Annotated in this window: 17 protein-coding genes; 9 read left to right on the top strand and 8 right to left on the bottom strand. The window is 67.7% G+C overall.

Annotated features, from left to right (window positions below; translation table 11 throughout):
• Positions 1 to 35 precede the first annotated feature (35 nt).
• Positions 36 to 1,268 (top strand): MFS transporter, encoded by a 1,233-nt coding sequence (locus ACT6UX_RS16745; RefSeq protein WP_444776285.1) that lies wholly within the window; start codon positions 36 to 38, stop codon positions 1,266 to 1,268.
• A gap of 7 nt (positions 1,269 to 1,275) precedes the next feature.
• On the opposite strand, the gene radC is transcribed toward ACT6UX_RS16745, so the two are convergent.
• Positions 1,276 to 2,250, bottom strand: coding sequence for a RadC family protein (gene radC / locus ACT6UX_RS16740; RefSeq protein WP_444776284.1), 975 nt, complete (start codon positions 2,248 to 2,250; stop codon positions 1,276 to 1,278).
• A gap of 67 nt (positions 2,251 to 2,317) precedes the next feature.
• Here radC and ACT6UX_RS16735 point away from each other — a divergent pair, with 67 nt between their 5' ends.
• Complete coding sequence (locus ACT6UX_RS16735; protein ID WP_444776283.1) at positions 2,318 to 3,748, top strand: serine hydrolase domain-containing protein; 1,431 nt, start codon at positions 2,318 to 2,320, stop codon at positions 3,746 to 3,748.
• A 17-nt stretch (positions 3,749 to 3,765) separates the two neighbouring features.
• Here the strand turns inward: ACT6UX_RS16735 and map are convergent, their stop codons facing one another.
• Positions 3,766 to 4,638, bottom strand: coding sequence for a type I methionyl aminopeptidase (map, locus tag ACT6UX_RS16730; protein WP_444776282.1), 873 nt, complete (start codon positions 4,636 to 4,638; stop codon positions 3,766 to 3,768).
• Between the two features lie 112 nt (positions 4,639 to 4,750).
• On the opposite strand from map, the gene ACT6UX_RS16725 reads away from it, so the two are divergent.
• Together ACT6UX_RS16725 and ACT6UX_RS16720 are read left to right on the top strand one after the other, a co-directional pair.
• Entirely contained in the window at positions 4,751 to 5,512 is a 762-nt protein-coding gene (locus ACT6UX_RS16725; RefSeq protein WP_444776281.1) for a competence/damage-inducible protein A, read from the top strand.
• A gap of 55 nt (positions 5,513 to 5,567) precedes the next feature.
• Positions 5,568 to 6,632, top strand: a complete 1,065-nt coding sequence (locus tag ACT6UX_RS16720) for an AbrB family transcriptional regulator (RefSeq protein WP_444776280.1) — start codon at positions 5,568 to 5,570, stop codon at positions 6,630 to 6,632.
• A gap of 4 nt (positions 6,633 to 6,636) precedes the next feature.
• Here the strand turns inward: ACT6UX_RS16720 and ACT6UX_RS16715 are convergent, their stop codons facing one another.
• Both ACT6UX_RS16715 and ACT6UX_RS16710 read right to left on the bottom strand, forming a co-directional pair.
• Positions 6,637 to 7,548, bottom strand: coding sequence for a hypothetical protein (locus tag ACT6UX_RS16715; protein ID WP_444776279.1), 912 nt, complete (start codon positions 7,546 to 7,548; stop codon positions 6,637 to 6,639).
• Positions 7,545 to 8,852, bottom strand: coding sequence for a hemolysin family protein (locus ACT6UX_RS16710; RefSeq protein WP_444776278.1), 1,308 nt, complete (start codon positions 8,850 to 8,852; stop codon positions 7,545 to 7,547). Before ACT6UX_RS16710 ends, ACT6UX_RS16715 begins: the two co-directional genes overlap by 4 nt.
• A gap of 120 nt (positions 8,853 to 8,972) precedes the next feature.
• Between ACT6UX_RS16710 and ACT6UX_RS16705 the strand changes: the two genes are divergently transcribed.
• The 3 genes from ACT6UX_RS16705 to ACT6UX_RS16695 all read left to right on the top strand — a co-directional run bounded on the left by ACT6UX_RS16705 (position 8,973) and on the right by ACT6UX_RS16695 (position 12,643).
• Complete coding sequence (locus tag ACT6UX_RS16705) at positions 8,973 to 10,364, top strand: amidase (RefSeq protein WP_444776277.1); 1,392 nt, start codon at positions 8,973 to 8,975, stop codon at positions 10,362 to 10,364.
• A 13-nt stretch (positions 10,365 to 10,377) separates the two neighbouring features.
• Positions 10,378 to 11,964: an FAD-dependent oxidoreductase gene (locus tag ACT6UX_RS16700; protein WP_444776276.1), complete on the top strand. Its 1,587-nt coding sequence runs from the start codon at positions 10,378 to 10,380 to the stop codon at positions 11,962 to 11,964.
• A 112-nt stretch (positions 11,965 to 12,076) separates the two neighbouring features.
• Positions 12,077 to 12,643, top strand: coding sequence for an aspartate/glutamate racemase family protein (locus ACT6UX_RS16695; protein WP_444776275.1), 567 nt, complete (start codon positions 12,077 to 12,079; stop codon positions 12,641 to 12,643).
• Here ACT6UX_RS16695 and ACT6UX_RS16690 read toward each other — a convergent pair.
• The 4 genes from ACT6UX_RS16690 to ACT6UX_RS16675 are packed head-to-tail and all read right to left on the bottom strand — an operon-like array spanning position 12,627 to position 16,468.
• Positions 12,627 to 13,946, bottom strand: coding sequence for a TRAP transporter large permease (locus ACT6UX_RS16690; RefSeq protein ID WP_444776274.1), 1,320 nt, complete (start codon positions 13,944 to 13,946; stop codon positions 12,627 to 12,629). The two genes, ACT6UX_RS16695 and ACT6UX_RS16690, sit on opposite strands and share 17 nt — an antisense overlap.
• Positions 13,946 to 14,503, bottom strand: a complete 558-nt coding sequence (locus ACT6UX_RS16685; RefSeq protein ID WP_444776273.1) for a TRAP transporter small permease — start codon at positions 14,501 to 14,503, stop codon at positions 13,946 to 13,948. Before ACT6UX_RS16685 ends, ACT6UX_RS16690 begins: the two co-directional genes overlap by 1 nt.
• Before the next feature lie 13 nt (positions 14,504 to 14,516).
• Positions 14,517 to 15,485, bottom strand: a complete 969-nt coding sequence (locus tag ACT6UX_RS16680; protein ID WP_444776272.1) for a TRAP transporter substrate-binding protein — start codon at positions 15,483 to 15,485, stop codon at positions 14,517 to 14,519.
• Positions 15,486 to 15,532: 47 nt separating this feature from the next.
• Positions 15,533 to 16,468: a hypothetical protein gene (locus tag ACT6UX_RS16675; protein WP_444776271.1), complete on the bottom strand. Its 936-nt coding sequence runs from the start codon at positions 16,466 to 16,468 to the stop codon at positions 15,533 to 15,535.
• A gap of 34 nt (positions 16,469 to 16,502) precedes the next feature.
• Between ACT6UX_RS16675 and ACT6UX_RS16670 the strand changes: the two genes are divergently transcribed.
• The gene (locus tag ACT6UX_RS16670) at positions 16,503 to 17,057 is read left to right on the top strand and encodes a hypothetical protein (RefSeq protein WP_444776270.1); all 555 of its coding nucleotides are present in this window, start codon (positions 16,503 to 16,505) and stop codon (positions 17,055 to 17,057) included.
• A gap of 61 nt (positions 17,058 to 17,118) precedes the next feature.
• Entirely contained in the window at positions 17,119 to 17,577 is a 459-nt protein-coding gene (locus ACT6UX_RS16665; RefSeq protein ID WP_444776269.1) for a DUF3617 domain-containing protein, read from the top strand.

The following is a 17,577-nucleotide window of genomic DNA, read 5'->3' as shown; positions in this document are numbered from 1 at the left end:
GCTGCAGGTTGGCGGCGTCCACCGGAGGCTGCGCGATGGCAGTGTTGAATGGAGCCCGGCGAAATGAAGCCGGGGTGCTCGCCTGGTGCGTGGTCGGCCTGTGCTTTCTGGCACTTGGGCTCGCCTTCTCCGCACGCGCAGCGCTCGGACTGGTCATGCCGCTGTGGTCGGCCGAACTCGGTTGGACGCGTAGCTTCATATCGGGAACGGGCGCCATGGCACTCATGACCATGGCAATCGTCGCGCCGTTCGCCGGTCGCCTCGTCGACCGTCATGGGCCGAGCGCGGTGCTGGCGATCGGCTTGTGCGCCCTTGTGGCCGGGTGCAGCCTGATTGCGATCACCAGTTCGCCCCTCCTGTTCGTGGTCGGCTTCAGTGGCCTGTCAGCCGTGGGTTTCGGTATCGTCGCGACGCACGTCGTGTCGACTGGCGTGGTGCGCCTGTTCGACGCCAATCGCGGCCTCGCCCTCGGTATCGCGACATCCGGCGCCACTGCCGGCCAGTTCGTCATCGTGCCGTTGATCGCCTGGGTGATGACGGCCATGAGCTGGCGCTGGAGTTACGCTGCGCTTGCGCTCGCGTCCTTGCTGCTCGTCCCGCTGCTGCTGGGGGCCATGAGGCGCGGGAAGGAGGCGACGGTGCGTGGAGGCGCGCCCCAGACAGCGAGGACTCTCGCCGGCGACCTCGGCTACCTGGTGAGCCGCCCGGTCTTCCATGCCCTGTTCTGGAGCTTCCTGCTGTGCGGCTATACGACCACAGGCATCATCGAAACGCATCTCATCCCGTTCGCCGCCTTCTGCGGGTTCCCGCCATTGCCGAGCGCCGCGGCCTATGGCGCGCTTTCCGCTGTCAATCTTGCCGGCATGATAGCCGCCGGCTGGCTTGCCGACCGCGTCAACAGGCCTCTCCTGTTGGGTGCCATATATCTCGTCCGCAGCACGGCCTTCATCATGCTCATGAACGTCGGCGCCAGCTACGATATGCTGCTGGCATTCGCGGTGATGTTCGGTGCTGTCGACTACGCCACGGTGCCCGTGACCGCGAGCCTGGTTGCGAGCCGTCTCGGGATCGGACGGATGGGATTGGCTATGGGATTGATCGCAACCGGACACGCCGTGGGCGGTGCGCTCGGCGCGTTCGTCGGCGGCTTTATTTTCGACAGCACGGCAAGCTACGCCATCGTCTGGTGGAGCGGTGTGTGGCTTGCGATCGCTGCCGGCCTGATCGTACTGCCACTCAGCGACCGCCGCGAAGCGGCTCCTGACTAGCCAGCGCCTACAACAGCCCCAGGCTCCTGAAGCTCGCGTGGCCTTTGCGCCCGATCACCAAATGGTCGTGGATCGAGATGCCCAGCGCCTCGGCTGCCGCCTTAATCTCGCGGGTCATCTCGATGTCGTCACGGCTGGGCTTGGGGTCGCCCGACGGATGGTTGTGCACCAGAATGAGAGCGGCGGCATTCAGCGCCAGCGCGCGCTTCACCACCTCGCGCGGATAGACCGGCGTGTGGTCAATGGTGCCGCGCTGCTGGACCTCGTCGGCGATCAGCACGTTCTTGCGGTCGAGGAAGAGGATACGGAACTGCTCGGTCTTCTCGTGCGCGAGGGCCGTGTGGCAATAGTCGATGAGCTGCTGCCAGTTGGTCAGGACCGGCATGTCCTTGACCTTGCGCTCCGCCAGCCGCCGCCCGACCTCGCGCATTGCCTTGAAATGGACCAGCGTGCGCTGGTCGATCTCGAACTCGCGCAGCTGCGCCGGCTCGGCGGCGAACACGTCGCCCAGGGTGCCGAACCGTTCAAGCAGGGCCTTGGCCAGCGGCTTGGTGTCGATCCGCTCGATCGAATAGAACAGCAGCAGTTCCAGCAGCTCGTAGTCGGCCAGCGGCTCGACGCCGGCCTTCAGCACGCGCTCGCGCACCCGGCCGCGATGGCCGTGATAGTGCGGCTTGGGCGGGGCGGGCTCGCCGCTATTGTGGCCGGTCGTGGCTGCGGGCGCTGCCTCCAGGGCCGCAGCAAGCCGGGTCGTGGGATCCTCGCCGGCGAAGTCCCAGCACTGGTCGAGCCGGTTCCAGGTCCCGCCGGCCTCGCGCAGCAGGATACGGTGGGGCAGGGTATTGCCGCTCACCCGCCACAGGCCGTCGGTCGATTGCAGGCGGAGACCCTGGGCCAGCAGCGTCAACAAAGCCCCATCGTCGGGAGCCGTTGCCGGAGGCGGCGGCTCGATGGGCTTGAGGTGAGGGCGACTCTTTGCCATGCCGCGCAACCTTGCCGGGTGAGCAAGGCAAAATCGCGGCGAGCAGGCCTTGTGATACGATGCCGGCATGTCCGACCCAGAATACCCGGCGACGGTGTTCGCCGAGATCGACGCGGCCTGCGCCGCGTTTGCCCGTCAGGAAGAGATTCCGGGCCTCGCCATGGGCATCGTGCGGGACGGCGGCCTCGTCCATGCGACGACCGTCGGCCTGGCCGACCGGGAGGCCGGCCGGCGCGTGGCGCCGGAGACCGCCTTTCGCATCGCCTCGATGACCAAGAACATGACGGCGCTGGCCATCCTGTCGTTGCGCGACCGCGGATGGCTGCACCTCGATGCGCCGTTGGCGCACTACATTCCGCAGTTCGCGGCGGTGAAGCCGGCCACCCGCGACAGCGCGCCGGTCACGGTGCGGCATCTGCTCACGCACACCGCGGGCTTCGTGACCGACGATCCTTGGGGTGACCGGGTCCTCGGGATGTCGCCGGCCGAACTCGACAGGGTGATCGCCACCGGCCATCTGTTCGCCCGCCCTCCCGGTCTTGCCTTCGAGTACAGCAACCTGGGCTACGCGCTGCTGGGCCGCGTGCTGACCAACGTGAGCGGCGAGCCTTACCAGGCCTATATGCGCCGGACCTTCCTCGAGCCGCTCGGCATGGCGCACACGACATTCGATGCCCCCGCCGCCGCGGAGCGCGGCGACTATGCCTTCGGCTACCGGCGGGACGGCGAGACCTGGTCGCGCGAGCGCATCGAACCGGACGGCGAGGTCGGTGCCATGGGCGGCCTGGCGACCACCGTGCCCGACTATGCGCGCTACGTGTCGTTCCTCCTGAATGCCTGGCCGGCACGCGACGCGCCCGAGGTCGGGCCGATCTGCCGGTCGAGCGTGCGCGAGATGGTGCTGTGGCACGCGCCGCCCTTCGCGGCCGATGCGCCGCCCGGCGCCCGTGCGGGCCAACCCAGTGCCTATGGCTACGGGCTTACCCATTCAACCGACGCGCTGCTCGGCATGCGGATCCATCATGCCGGCGGCCTGCCGGGTTACGGCTCGCATGTGCTGATGCTGCCGGGGCGCGGCTGGGGCGTCTTCGCCTTTGGCAACCGCACCTATGCGCCGATGTCGCGCCTCACGCTGGAGGTCGCGGAGAGGCTGCATGCCGCCGCGCCACCGCCGGCTCTCGCGGATCCATCGTCCGCGCTGGTGCGCGCGGTGAACGCGGTCATGGCGGCCTATGCCTCGGGCCGCATCGAGGGCGGCGACCGGCCGTTCGCGGTGAACTTCCTGCTCGACACGCCGGCAGCCCTGCGCGACGCAGAGCTTGCGTCGTTGAAGCTGCGGCTGGGCGAGGGGCGTCTCGAGCGCATCGAGCCGATCCACGCGTTGGCCGGCCGCTTCGTGCTGGCCTGCGCGAAGGGGCGGCTGAACGGCGTGGTCACGCTGTCGCCCGAAGCGGACAGCGGCATCCAGAAGCTGGTCCTGTCGGCCGTCACCGCCTGACGATGGACCGCGCCTGATTACGCCGTCGTGGCCTGGAGGGGCTTGGTCTCGGCCAGGTCGTACGGCGGCTTGGCGAGTTCCTTCGGCGACAGGGTGAAGAACTCGACGCCGGTCTCGGTGATGCCGACCGAGTGCTCGAATTGGGCGGAGAGCTGCTTGTCGCGGGTCACCGCGGTCCAGCCGTCGCTCAGCACCTTCACCTGCCAGGTCCCGGCATTCACCATCGGCTCGACGGTGAAGAACATGCCGGGCTTCAGCACCGGGCCGGTACCCTTCTTGCCGTAATGCAGGATGTTCGGTGCGTCGTGGAAGATGCGGCCGAGACCGTGGCCGGAGAAGTCGCGCACCACCGAGAAGCGCTGCGCCTCGACATAGGACTGGATGGCGAAGCCAATATCGCCGACATGGCCGCCGGGCTTGGCCGCCGCGATGCCGCGCATCATCGCCTCGTAGGTGACGTCGCACAGGCGCTTGGCCTTCACGCCGACATCGCCCGCGTAATACATGCGGCTGGTGTCGCCGTACCAGCCGTCGAGGATGACGGTGACGTCGATGTTGACGATGTCGCCGTTCTGCAGCCGCTTCTCGCCCGGGATGCCATGGCAGACGACATGGTTGATCGAGGTGCAGATCGACTTCGGGAACCCGCGATAGTTCAGCGGGGCGGGGATCGCCTTGTGGTCGAGGATGAATTCGTGGCAGAGCCGGTCGAGTTCTTCCGTCGTCACACCCGGCTGTACATGGGGGGTGATGAAATCGAGCGTTTCGGCGGCCAGCCGGCCGGCCCGGCGCATGCCGGTGAAGCCTTCGGGTCCGTGCAGCTTGATGGTGCGCTCGTCGCGGCGCCAATAGTCGGCGCTGTCGTCGACGATTTCGCGTGAATTGGTCATGGGCCCTATTTGGCATGCGATACGGGCGGTAACAAGGCCGGCACGACCGCTTGGCCGGCTGCTTTGCCTCCGCTACGGTCCTGAAACCAAACGAAAATTACGCAGGCATTGCATGTCAGACCCGGCAAAAATCGTCACCGCCTGCATCCTCGTGATCGGCAACGAGATTCTGAGCGGCCGCACCCGCGATTCCAACATCCAGTATCTCGCCACCGAGCTCGGCAAGCTCGGCGTCCGGGTCATGGAGGCCCGGGTCGTTCCCGACATCGAGGCGACCGTGGTCGCGACCCTGAACGAGGTGCGGGCCAAGTTCGATTACGTCTTCACCACCGGTGGCATCGGCCCGACCCACGACGACATCACCGCGGACTGCATCGCCAAGGCGTTCGGGGTCGGTATCTCCGAGCATCCCGAGGCGGTGGCTCGCATGACCCGGCATTACGGCGATCCGGCCCTGTTCACGCCGGCGCGGCGGCGCATGGCGCGGGTCCCGCACGGCGGCGTGCTGGTGGACAATCCCGTGTCCGTGGCGCCCGGCTTCCAGATGGAGAACGTCTTCACCTTCGCCGGCATCCCCAAGGTTGCCGAGGCGATGTTCCAGTCGATGAAGCACCGGCTGGTCGGCGGCACACCCGTCCTTTCACGTACCGTGCGGACCAACCTCGCCGAAGGCATCATCGCCGAACCGCTGGGCGCGCTGCAGAAGCGCTACGAGGATCTCGACATCGGCTCGTACCCGGCCTTCCGCAACGGCAAGCCCAGCGTCTCGCTCGTCCTGCGCGGCACGGATGATGCAAGGTTGGTCCTTGCGGTGGCCGAGCTGATGGCGACCATCCGCGCCATGAACGGCGAGGCCGAGGAGTTTCTGACCTGACGCAACCGACCGGACGAGCAAGGTATTCGCTTTCGTCCCAATCACGGCCCGGCGGATGAAAGCCATTGGCCGACACTTCACCTCATGGTCTGCGCTGATCGCGCTGACCATTCCCGTGACGGCGCTCATGCTGTGGCTGCACGCGCCGGCCGCCCTGATGCTGGGACCGTTGCTCGCCGGTGTCGCCTTCGCGTCCTGGGGCGGCAAGGTGACCTATCCCGTGCCGGTCTTCGCGGTGGCGCAGGGCATCGTCGGCGCCATGATCGCCAGAATGGTGCCGCTCACGATCGTCGGCGACATCCTGGGACACTGGGCGCTGTTCACCGTCGGCGTCGTCTCGGTCGTCGCCGCCAGCACCTGGGTGGGCTGGCAGATGACGCGCTGGCAGATGCTGCCCGGCACGACGGCGCTGTGGGGCGTGAGCCCGGGTGCCGCTTCGGTGATGACCTACATGGCGGAGGCCTATGGCGCGGACATGCGCATGGTGGCCTTCATGCAGTATCTGAGGGTCGTCATGGTCGCCGCCGTCGCGGCCGCGGTGGCGCGCTACTTCGGCGGCGCCTCGCAGCACGCGCCGGACGCGATCGTGTGGTTCCCCGAGGTCGCCTGGTTGCCTCTGCTCGAGACCCTGGCGCTGGCCGGCGTGGGCTCCTGGCTGGCGCGGCGACTCAGTATCCCGGCCGGCGCCTTCCTGGTGCCCCTGGTCGGCGGCATCGTGCTCACGCATCTCGGCTGGCTGCGCATCGAACTGCCGACCTGGCTGCTCGCCGGCTGTTACGCGCTGGTCGGCTGGAACGTCGGCCTGCGCTTCACGCGCGCGTTGCTGGTCCACGTGCTGCGCCGGCTTCCCGGTATCCTGCTGTGCATCTTCGTCATGCTGGCGATGTGCGGCGGGGTCGCGGCCTTCATGGTGTTCGCGGCCGGCATCGATCCGCTCACGGCCTATCTCGCCACCAGCCCCGGCGGCGCCGACTCGATCGCCATCATCGCGGCCTCGACCGACGTCGACGTGTCGTTCGTCATGGCCATGCAGACGGTCCGCCTGCTCGTCGTGCTGTTCGCCGCGCCCTACCTCACCAAGATCATCGCCGACCGGATCGGCGGCGTCGGCAAGGGCTGACGCTTCAGTTCTGCCGGGTCCGTCCGACCTCGACGACCCGGCCATCCGGCATCAGGACCACGAGGCTCATCGATTCGATTCCGGGGTCGACCGGCAGCATCGGCCGCCGGGCTTCGCGCAGCGCGTTCCAGGAGGTTCGGTCGAATGGCTCGGCGACGGTCGTCGTGAAGTCGCCCTGGGTGATCTCGCGTTCAGTCAGGCCCTCCGGCCATTCCGGCAGTTTCCCGGTCGTGTCCTCCGTCATCGTCTCGATGCTTGTCAGCGCCTTCTTCATGTCCGCCCGCGTCCTGAGATCGGCATGGTAGATATCGACGATGATGCCCGGTGTCGCGGCGCTGTAGAGCGGCCGTCCGTCCGGCGCCCGGATCACGAGCGCGGTCGCGGCATTGGTGCAGTCGGTGCCATCGGAGAAGACATCGATGAGATAGCCGCGTCCCGCAGCCGTCCAGGGCAGCGTGTCCGCCACGCTGCAGTCGCCCTTTGTTGGTCCCGCCGCGATCAGGGCCGCCCGATTCGTCGGTTTCTGCGGTACCGCCTGCATCCGCAACCACGCGCCGAGTGCGGCGGGCAGAGCCTTCGTCATCGCCGCCCCATCGCCCGCCTTGGCAAGCGCGGGAACTTCCGCGACGGGAACGATCTCCAGGGCAAGAGGGGCATTGCCCGGCAAGGCCTTGTCGGGCGCCTCGTCGAACTTCGGCTCACCTCCGGGACGACGCGCGACGAACAACACGACTGCATTGGCGCAGCTCGCGCCGCGCACGACGGCGTCGCCGGAGTAGCCAGGTCCGGCTGTCTCCCAGGGAAGGCTCAGGCGCGCGTCGCATTCGGCCGCCCGCGCGATGCCCGCAAAGAACAGGGACGACACGAGGACAAGAATGAATCGGTAGATCATCTTCGGATCGACACGATGCGTCACGTATTCACCGCCCGGTGCACCGCCTTCGCGCGGGTTGCCAACAGCTTGTCGATGCGGCGGCCGTCCATGTCGAGGACCTCGAAGCGCCAGCCGCCCACCATGACGGAATCGCCCTCCTTGGGCAGGCGGCGCATTGCGGCCAGCACCATGCCGGCGACGGTGTGGAAGTCGGCGGTGCGTTTGGCGGTGATGCCCAGCAGCTCGGCGAGTTCGTCGGCCGGCATGCTGCCTGCCACCAGCCACGAACCGTCGTCGCGCTCCTTGGCCTCGGGCTCGGCCGGGCCCTCGTCGGTCTGGAAGGCTCCAACGATGGCTTCCAGGATGTCGGCGGTCGTGACGATGCCCAGCAGCTCGCCGTATTCGTCCTGCACCAGGACCATGTGGGCGGGCGAGTTCTTCAGCGTGTCGAGCACGTCAAACCCATCCATGGTGTCGGGGACGATGGGCGCGGGCCTGACGAGGGTGCGCGGATCGGCGGTGCCGTCGCGGATGAAGGCATCGAGCAGGTCGTTCTTGCGGACGACGCCGGCGGCGTGGTTCGCGGCCGGATCCCAGGCGAGCAGCCGGGAGTGGACGCTCGACTGGACGGTCTGCAGCAGCGCCTGCGGTTCGAGTGACAGGTCGACGATGTCGAGATCGTGCCGCGGCGTCATGATGGCGCGCGCCGAGCGGTCGCCGAGCCGCATCAGCGCGCTGATCATGCCACGTTCGCGCGGCTCGATGACGCCCGAGGATTCGCCGTCGGCGATCAGTGCCTTGATCTCCTCGGCCGTCACCGCGGAATCGCCGCCCTGCCGCCCGCCCAGCAGACGCAGGATCGCCTTGCCCGAGACGTCGAGCAGCCACACGAGCGGCGCGGAGATGCGCGCCAGCATCGCCATGCCGGGGGCCACGGTCGACGCGACGGCTTCGGCGTTGCGCAGCGCGATCTGCTTCGGCACGAGTTCGCCCACGATCAGCGACAGATAGGTGATGAGGGCGACCACGCCGCCATAGGCCAACGGCTCGGCGAAGCGCAGCGGCATGCCGCTGTCGACCAGCACCGTCGTGAGGCGCGCGCCCAAGGTGGCGCCGGAAAAGGCGCCGGCCAGGATGCCGACCAGGGTGATGCCGATCTGTACCGTCGAGAGGAAGCGGCCCGGATCGTCGGCCAGGCGGAGTGCTGCGCCAGCGCCGCGCGACCCGCCCTCGGCCATGGCCTTCAGCCGGCCCCGGCGCGCCGAGACGACCGCCAGTTCCGACATTGCGAGGACACCGTTGATGAGGATGAGGACGAGGGCGATCAGCAGCTCGAGATAGACCATCGCTTCAGTCTAACTGCGTTTCCGGTCGGAACGAAGTCGGGACCGGGCGCGGCTTTTGCAAGCGAGCGTGCGGGAAATCGCCCCAAAACCCCTCATTCGAAAATCGTGTACGTTCGCTCCATGACCGCTTTGCATGACATGACCGCCGGCGAGCTGCTCGCCGCCTACAAATCCAAGTCGCTGTCGCCCGTCGAGGCGACCGACGCCGTGATCGCCCGTATCGAGGCCTGGGAGCCCAAGCTGAAGGCGCTCTACGCGCCCGATTTCGAAGGCGCGCGCAAGGCCGCGAAGGCCTCCGAGGCGCGATGGCAGAAGGGGGCGCCGCAGGGCGCGCTCGATGGCGTCCCCATGACCATCAAGGAGAACATCGCCACCAAGGGCGTGCCGATGCCGCTCGGCACGGCGGCGACCGAACTGGTGCCCGCGACCAACGATGCGCCGGCCGCGGCGCGGGTGCGCGAGGCCGGGGCGATCATCCTCTCCAAGACCACCATGCCCGACTACGGCATGCTGTCCTCGGGGCGCAGTTCCTTCCATCCGCTGACGCGCAACCCGTGGAACCTCGCCTGGAACCCCGGCGGCTCCAGCGCCGGCGCCGGGGCTGCCGCCGCGGCCGGCTACGGCCCGCTGCATCTCGGCACCGACATCGGCGGTTCGGTCCGTCTGCCGGCGAGCTGGAACGGCATCTTCACCCTGAAGCCCAGCCTCGGCCGTGTGCCGGTCGATCCGCCGTTCTTCGGGCGCGCGATCGGGCCGATGACGCGCAGCGTGGCCGACGCCTGCCTGCTGATGGCCGAACTTTCCAAGCCCGACTGGCGCGACCACATGAGCCTGCCGCCGGCCGAGATCGATTTTAGCGCCCGGCCGCTCGAACCGAAGGGCCTCAGGATCGGCCTGCACATGGATGCGGGCTGCGGCATGCCGGTCGAGCCGGAAACGAAGGCGGCGATCGAGGCGGCCGCGAAGCTGTTTGCGGCGGCCGGTGCGCATGTCGAACCCGTCGCGCCGTTCATGACCCCCGCCATGCTCGACCTCCAGGACATCTTCTGGCGGGTGCGGAGCTGGGTCGATTTCTCGGCGTTGAGCCACGCACGCCAGGCGAAGGTGCTTCCCTTCATCGCCGACTGGTGCCGCGCCGGCGCCGATGTTTCGGGGCCCATGGTGATCCGCGGCGTGAACAACTACATGGCCACCCGCGCCGCCACCGTGAAGGCGACGCAGCCGTTCGACTACGTGCTGTCGCCGACCTCGCCGGTGCCCACCTTCCCGGCCGAATGGGAGATGCCTTCCAACGACGTGAACCGGGCGATGGACCATATCGGCTTCACCATGCCGTACAACATGAGCGAACAGCCGGCCGCCTCGATCAACTGCGCCTACACGAAGGAAGGCAAGCCGATCGGCCTGCAGATCTCCGGCCGGCGCTTCGACGATTCCGGCGTGATGCGCCTGTCGCGATGGTTCGAAAGCGCGCGCGGCGAGCAGAAGAAGTGGCCCGAGCCGCCGAAATAGGGCGCTCGCATTGATGGAGTACGACGTCATCGTGGTCGGCTCCGGCGCTGCTGGATTGTCGGCGGCGCTGGCGGCTGCGCACGATGGCGCACGCGTGCTCGTGCTCGAGAAGTCCCGTTGGCTCGGCGGCACGACGGCAATGTCGGGCGCGGGCACCTGGGTGCCGGGTAACCATCACATGAAGGCGGCGGGCATCGAGGACTCGCCCGAAGAGACGCTACGCTACATCAAAGGCGCGGCGCCGCCCGGCTGGGAGGAGAGCGAGCAGGAGCTGTGGCAGGTGTTGGCCGAGCAATCGGCGCCGATGCTGCGCTTCCTGGAAGACGAGACGCCGCTCCGCTTCGAGCTGGTCAACCATCCCGATCCCTATGCCGATTTGCCGGGGGGCAGGCCGTTCGGGCGCATGGTCTCGACCACGCCCCTCAGCAAGTTCCTGCTGGGCCGCTGGTGGAACCGGGTGCGGGCTTCGGTGAAGACGCAGCTCTTCACCTATCGCGAGCTGGTCGACGGCGTCCTCAAGAACCCGGTGCGCGGTGCGCTCGGCATGGCGCCGACCCTGCTCTGGCGCCTGCTGACGGCGCGGGTCGGTGCGGGCAATGCGCTGGTGATCGGACTGGTCCGGGGCTGTCTCGACAAGGGGTGCCGCATCGAACTCGACGCACCGGTCCACCGGCTGGTGATGGACGGCGATGCGGTGGCAGGCGTCGAGGCCACGGTCGGCGGCGAACGGCGCACGATCCGGGCCGCGCGTGGTGTCGTGCTGGCGACCGGCGGCTTCGACTGGAACCGCGACCTCATGGCCAGGTACTTCCCCGGCATCGACCTCACCGGCGCGCCCGACACCAACACCGGCGACGGCCAGGTGATGGCGGCCGAGGTCGGCGCCGAACTCGCGCACATGGACCAGGCCCTGATCTCGCCCGCGACCTTCACGGCCTACGAAGGCCGCCGCCATGCCCAGCCGCTGCTCGAGACCTACGCCCCGCACGTCATCCTGGTGAACCGCGACGCACAGCGCTTCGTCAGCGAAGGCAGTCCGGCGCTCGGTGTCGCGATCGACGAGCGCGGGCCCGACGGACGTCACCTGAACCTGCCGGCCTGGAGGATCTTCGACGCGCGTTACGCCAAGGCGATGACGCTCTCCATGCATTTCGGGTCGAAGGAGAAGGGGTTCATCCGCAAGGCCAACACGATCGAGGCGCTGGCTGCGGAAATCGGCCTCGATCCGGCGGCACTGCGCGCCACGGTCGACCGCTTCAACGGCTGGTCGAGAGAAGGCGTCGATCGAGATTTCCATCGCGGCGAGACGGTGTGGGAGCGCTTCTATACCAAGAACCGCGCGCTCGGCACGGTCGAGCGGGCGCCGTTCTACGCCACGCCTTTCCTCTATGTGAGCCTCGGCACCAAGGGGGGCCCGCGCACCGACCGGTACTGCCGCGTGCTGCGGCCCGATGGCAGCGTGATCGGCGGGCTCTATTGCGCGGGGATCGCGATGGCGAGCCCGATCGGCACCAAGTCGGTTGGCGCCGGCACGACGATCGGTCCGTGCCTCACGTTCGGCTACGTCGCCGGCCGCGCGATCGCCAAGCGCAATGTCTGATCGTCCGCCCCCTGGTCCGTTGGGCATCCTGATGCTCGATACGCGGTTTCCGCGGATCTTGGGGGATGTCGGGAATGCGGGGTCGTACGACTTCCCGGTGATCTTGCGGCGCATGGATGGGATCGGACCGGCCGATGCGGTGGTGGCGCATCCCGACCGGCCGCGGGTGCTGGCGGCGCTCAGGGCGAATGCCGAGGCGCTGGCGGCGGATGGGGCGGTCGGGCTTGGGACGAGCTGCGGCTTTCTCGCGCTCTATCAAGAGGACCTCGCCGCGGTGTCGCCGGTGCCGGTGGCGACCTCGGCACTGCTTCACATCGCAAAGCGGCCGCACCGCAGGATCGGCGTCATCACCGCCTCCGCGAAGAACCTGACGCCGGCGCATTTCGAAGCGGTCGGCGCACCCGGCGATACGCCGGTGGTCGGCATGCCCGAGGGCGGCTCCTTTGCCGGCACCTTCCTGGGCAACGGGCTGACGCTCGATCGCGAGGCGGTCGAGCGGGAGGTGGTGGTGGCGGGGCGCGATCTCCTGGAGCGTTATCCCGACGTGGATACAGTGGTGCTCGAATGCACCAACCTGCCGCCCTACAGGCAGGCGCTGGAGCACGCGCTCGGCCGGCCGGTGCTCGACGTGCTCGATCTGCTGAAGGACTTTTATCGCGAGGTCAGCGCGCGGCGTTGACCATCATGTCGGGCAGGAAGCTCACGAGGCCCGGAAAGAAGTAGAGCAGCAGCAGGCACAGCACCATCGACAGGAAGAAGGGCAGCGAGACCTTGCCGATCCAGAAGATCGACTTGCCGGTCATGCCCTGAAGCACGAACAGGTTGAAGCCGACCGGCGGCGTGATCTGCGCCATCTCGACCACGATGGTGATGAAGATGCCGAACCAGATCTTGTCGATGCCGGCCTGCTCGATCATCGGCAGCACGATGGCGGCGGTCAGGACGATCATCGAGATGCCATCGAGGAAGCAGCCCAGGATGATGTAGAGGACGGCCAGCACCAGGATCAGCATGCCGGGCGTCAGGCCCATCGCGGCGATGGTCTCGGCGAGGTGGCGTGGCAGGCCGGTGAAGCCCATGGCGAGCTTCAGGAACGAGGCACCGGCCAGGATCAGCAGGATCATCGAGGTGAGGCGCGTCGCGCCCATCACGCTGTCCCAGAAATTCCGGAGAGTCAGGCGCCGTTGCCAGAAGGCGATGGCGAAGGAGCCCAGCACGCCGAATGCGGCCGATTCGGTCGCGGTGGCGACGCCGGCATAGATCGAGCCCAGCACGAGCAGGATCAGCAGGACGACCGGGATGAGCGAACTCGATTCGCGCAGCTTTTCCGTGAGCGGCATCGCCGGATCGGCCGGCGGGATCTTCGACGGGTTGAGCAGCGACCAGCCGGCGACATAGGACATCATCAGGCCGGCCAGCAGGACGCCCGGGATGATGCCGGCCGCGAAGAGCTTCGCGATCGAGACTTCGGCCTGCACGCCGTACACGATCATGATCAGCGACGGCGGGATCAGCAGGCCAAGCGTGCCGGCGCCGGAGAGGCTGCCGATGGCGATGGCATCGGGATAGCCGCGGCGGCGCAGCTCCGGCACGGTCATCTTGCCGATGGTGGCGCAGGTCGCGGCCGACGAGCCCGAAACGGCGGCGAAGATGGTGCAGCCAATGATGTTGGTATGGACCAGCCGGCCGGGCAGGCGCTGCATCCAGGGCGCGAGTCCGCGGAACATCTCCTCCGAGATGGCCGTTCGGAACAGGACCTCGCCCATCCAGATGAAGAGCGGCAGCGCCGTCAGCGTCCACGACGACAGGTCGGAGAAGACCACGGTCGCCATCGCATCGCCGGCGGGCTTGGCCGGCGCGAACAGCCACATGACGGCGATCGACACGCCGATCATGCTCATGCCGATCCAGATGCCGGTGCCAAACAGGAAGAACAGGGCGCAGATCGCGAGCAGCGCGATCTGGGCGTCGATGCTGCCCATCAGCGCTCCAGGTGGGCGGCTTCCTCGCCCGAAGGTTCTTCCATGAGGGGACCGCCCGTCGCGACCACGACGAGTTGTTCGACGACGGCGATGCACAGGACCACGGCACCCACCGCCATGCCGACCTGCGGCATCCACAGCGGCGTGGCGACCAGGCCGGTCGAGAGGTCGTTGATCTCGTAGCTTTGCCAGCACAGCCTGCCTGAGAACCAGGCAAGGTAGCCGGTCAGCAGGCTGCCGAGCGCCAGGCACCAGATCTCGGCCAGGCGCCGGGGCGTTCCCTGCAGGCGCTGGACGAACAGGGTGACCCGGATGTGTTCGCCGCGGCCGAAGGTCGAGGCAAGCGCCAGGAACGCCGAAGCGAGCATGGCGTAGCCTGCGAACTCGTCGGCCGAGCGCGCCACGTAGGGTGCCGGATTGGGCAGGCCGAAGGTCTGCTCGATCCAGAGGCCGACGCCCGGGCCGACCGAGTAGAGGACGAAGACCAGGAGCAGCACCATGAAGATGCCGCCCAGGACTCCCGTCACCTCGTAGAGTGTCTTGAGCGCGGACCGCACGAGACCAGGCGGCCTAGTTCTTGTTGTAGGCGTCGACCACGGCCTTGCCGTCCGGCCCGGCCTTTTCAAGCCATTCGGCCGTCAGCTTCTTGCCCAGCTCCTTGTATTCGCCGGCGAGCTTGGGCGAGGGCGGCTGCACCTTCATGCCGTTCTTGGCGAGGGTCTCCAGGAAGCCGGCGGAGAGCCTCTCGGCCTCGGCCCAACCCAGCGCTTCAGCCTTCGCGGCTTCGGCCAACACGACCTTCTGGGTCGCGGGATCGAGCTTGTCGAAGGCGGCCTTGTTCATCAGCACGGCGTTCTTGGGCAGCCAGGCCTGGGTGTCGTAGAAATGCGTGAGCTGCTCCCACACCTTGGAATCGACGCCTGTGGCGCCAGACGAAATAAACGAATCGACCTTGCCGGTCGCCAGCGCCTGGCTGAGTTCGGCGGCCTGGATGGTGATGGGTTGTGCGCCGGTCAGCTCGGCGATGCGCGAGGTACCGCGATTATAGGCGCGGAACTTCATGCCCTTCATGTCGGAGAGCTGGTTCACTTCCTTCTTGGCGTAGAGGCCCTGCGGCGGCCACGGCACCGCGAACAGGACCATCATGCCCTGGGCGGCGGCCTTCTTCTCCAGCACCGGCTTCTGTGCCGCCCACAGCTTCTTGGCTTCCGGGAAAGAGCTCGCCAGGAAGGGTACGACATCGACGCCGTAGACCGGATCTTCGTTCTCGAAGTTGGAGACCAGGATCTCGCCGATCGGGGCCTGGCCCGTCTGCACGGCGCGCTTGATCTCGGGGGCCTTGAACAGCGAGGCGCCGGGATGGACGACGATCTCGAGCTTGCCGCCCGAGCTCGCCTTCACGGAATCGGCGAATTTCTGGAGATTGACCGAGTGGTAATTCGTTGCCGGGTAGGCGGCTGGCAGATCCCACTTGGTCTGCGCGAAGGCGGGCGTGGCGAGCAGGGTCGCGGCGGTGGCGAGTAGAAGTCTGCGCTTCATGGTTAAGTCTCCCGAAAAGGTCCCCCGCGCAGATCGTTACAACGGCCTCAACGGGGCAGCAAGCGGCGGTAGAGCGGCTGCAGCAGGGCCGGGATGATGTAGATCGGGAACTGAACGGCGGCGATGAACAGGAAGATGTCGGGATCGGCCGTCGCCGGCAGGACCGCCATGAGGAGTGCATTGTGACGTCCGCCCGAGCAGTAGCCGACGGTGAGGGCGCTTCTGCGGTCCAGGAACGGCCAGGTCGCGGCCACCATCACCAGATTGCACAGGAGCATTCCGGCAAAGGAGCCGGTGATGAAGCCTGCGAGCTTCACTGGCTCGGTGATCGCGCGGGCGACGACGCCATCCATCAGCGGGATGGCGAACACCATCAGTACGACCACCGAGACGCCGTCGAGGGTTGGGCCGGCCGCGACGAGGCGAGGTCCCAGCCAGCGCCGGATGACGAGCGCCCCGACCAGCGCCAGGGCCACAATCGTCGCCAGCCGCATGCTGAGATCGAACAGGCCGATCTTGAGGTCGAAGCCCAGCAGCCACAGCGCCAGCGGCGGCAGGGTGAAGGGCACCAGGAAATTCGTGAAGAGCGAGAGCAGCAGGGCCAACGAGGCATCGAGGCGCAGGAAGGTGGCCGTCGTAGCCGCTGATATGATTCCAGGTGCCATCGCGCTGAGACAGAGTGCGGTGACGAGGCTCGGCCACAAGCCCAGCCCCTGCCAGACCGGCCAGACGACGAGGGGTACCGCAACGAGGTTGAGGATAGCCAGGAGGAGCGCGGCACCGGGACGACGCAGCAGCGCGGAGAGGCGGCCCCAGTCCATCCGCGCCAGGGCCAGCATCAGCAGGATCACGACCAGCGGCAGCAGCAGCGGCCGGGCTGCGGCGGCCAGGTCCTGGAACAGCAGGCCCAGCAGCAGGGAAAAGGGCAGGAGGGTGGTGGCACGACCTCCCATGCGCTGCAGGACCGTCAGGAGCGGGTTCATTGAAGCCAGCGTAGCACGTGCTAGCCTGCCGCCGATGAACACTCTGCCCGGCGTCTGGCTCGACGATCTCACCCGACAGGAAGTCGCTCCCCGGTTCGACGGCAAGGCCGTCGCGCTCATTCCCGTCGTATCGGCCGGACCCCCGGCACCTCATCTGCCGCTCAAGACGGCCGGGCTGATCGCCCGTGCCCTCGGTCAGAAGCTGGTGGAGCGGCTGGCCGTCGTGGTGGCGCCCGTCATCGATGCGGACTCCTTCTCGCGGCAGGACACGCTGCGGCGGGTTGTGGGCGATCGATTCGACGGGCTGAGGGCGCTCGGCGCTGGGCGCATCGCGGTGCTGGAATTATCGGCGTCACCTCTCGGGACGCTGGAGGTTCCCGGGGAAGGGCTGGGGCTGCGGGGCGGCGACCGCTTCGCCGACGACGAGTACATCACCTCGTGCCTTATGGCCCTCGATCCGCGCAGCGTGCACATGTCGCTGTTGCCGGCCGGTTCGCGGTCCCAGGCCTTTGCCGGTGAGCGCGGGATGGCGGCGGAGGTGGACGCCCTGGTCGATGCACTCGTTGCGAAGTGGCCGGACCTCGCTTGAGGGGCGGCGCGGTGAACCGCAATCGGCTATGGTCGCCGGTCACGTGCCCTCAGGAGTATTCATGAAGCTGTTCGGACTGCCGGCCCTCGCCGCCGTCTCGCTCGTCTCGTCGCTGGTTGCCGGTGCCGCCGGGGCGCAGACGGCTATCCAGGCCGGCGAATGGGAGACGACCGAAAAGACCGCGATGGAAGGTATGCAGCCGATGGCGCCGTCGTCGAAGAAGGTGTGCCTTGCCGCCGACGAGGCGCAGCTGGAGCGCCTGCTCTTCCCGACGCCGGACGAGATCAAGCAGCACGGTTGCACGTACGAGGCCGGCGCCAAGAAGGCCGGCACGCTCGTCGCGACGCTGACCTGCCCGCCGAACGATCAGACCCCGGGTGTGACCGCGAAGGCCGAGATCACCTACACCAAGACGAGCTATCAGGGGCTCGGCCAGCTGGAGGCGGCCGACAAATCCGGCACGACCGTGAAAGGCAAGAGCGAGTTGAGCGGCAAGCGTCTCGGTGACTGCCCGAAGTAG

Source organism: Reyranella sp., from assembly GCF_052439685.1.
Taxonomy (GTDB): domain Bacteria; phylum Pseudomonadota; class Alphaproteobacteria; order Reyranellales; family Reyranellaceae; genus Reyranella.
The sequence above is the reverse complement of the archived record's forward strand: the minus strand, read 5'-3'. Positions and strand labels throughout refer to the sequence as shown.

Bases quoted from the DNA above. Each gene is read 5' to 3' on its own strand.
- ACT6UX_RS16735 (WP_444776283.1), top strand. From the start codon at position 2,318: ATGTCCGACCCAGAATACCCGGCGACGGTGTTCGCCGAGATCGACGCG.
- ACT6UX_RS16700 (WP_444776276.1), top strand. From the start codon at position 10,378: ATGGAGTACGACGTCATCGTGGTCGGCTCCGGCGCTGCTGGATTGTCG.
- ACT6UX_RS16665 (WP_444776269.1), top strand. From the start codon at position 17,119: ATGAAGCTGTTCGGACTGCCGGCCCTCGCCGCCGTCTCGCTCGTCTCG.
- ACT6UX_RS16675 (WP_444776271.1), bottom strand. From the start codon at position 16,468: ATGAACCCGCTCCTGACGGTCCTGCAGCGCATGGGAGGTCGTGCCACC.
- radC (WP_444776284.1), bottom strand. From the start codon at position 2,250: ATGGCAAAGAGTCGCCCTCACCTCAAGCCCATCGAGCCGCCGCCTCCG.
- ACT6UX_RS16690 (WP_444776274.1), bottom strand. From the start codon at position 13,946: ATGGGCAGCATCGACGCCCAGATCGCGCTGCTCGCGATCTGCGCCCTG.
- ACT6UX_RS16745 (WP_444776285.1), top strand. From the start codon at position 36: ATGGCAGTGTTGAATGGAGCCCGGCGAAATGAAGCCGGGGTGCTCGCC.
- ACT6UX_RS16710 (WP_444776278.1), bottom strand. From the start codon at position 8,852: ATGGTCTATCTCGAGCTGCTGATCGCCCTCGTCCTCATCCTCATCAAC.
- ACT6UX_RS16705 (WP_444776277.1), top strand. From the start codon at position 8,973: ATGACCGCTTTGCATGACATGACCGCCGGCGAGCTGCTCGCCGCCTAC.
- ACT6UX_RS16670 (WP_444776270.1), top strand. From the start codon at position 16,503: ATGAACACTCTGCCCGGCGTCTGGCTCGACGATCTCACCCGACAGGAA.
- ACT6UX_RS16725 (WP_444776281.1), top strand. From the start codon at position 4,751: ATGTCAGACCCGGCAAAAATCGTCACCGCCTGCATCCTCGTGATCGGC.
- ACT6UX_RS16695 (WP_444776275.1), top strand. From the start codon at position 12,077: ATGGATGGGATCGGACCGGCCGATGCGGTGGTGGCGCATCCCGACCGG.
- map (WP_444776282.1), bottom strand. From the start codon at position 4,638: ATGACCAATTCACGCGAAATCGTCGACGACAGCGCCGACTATTGGCGC.
- ACT6UX_RS16720 (WP_444776280.1), top strand. From the start codon at position 5,568: ATGAAAGCCATTGGCCGACACTTCACCTCATGGTCTGCGCTGATCGCG.
- ACT6UX_RS16680 (WP_444776272.1), bottom strand. From the start codon at position 15,485: ATGAAGCGCAGACTTCTACTCGCCACCGCCGCGACCCTGCTCGCCACG.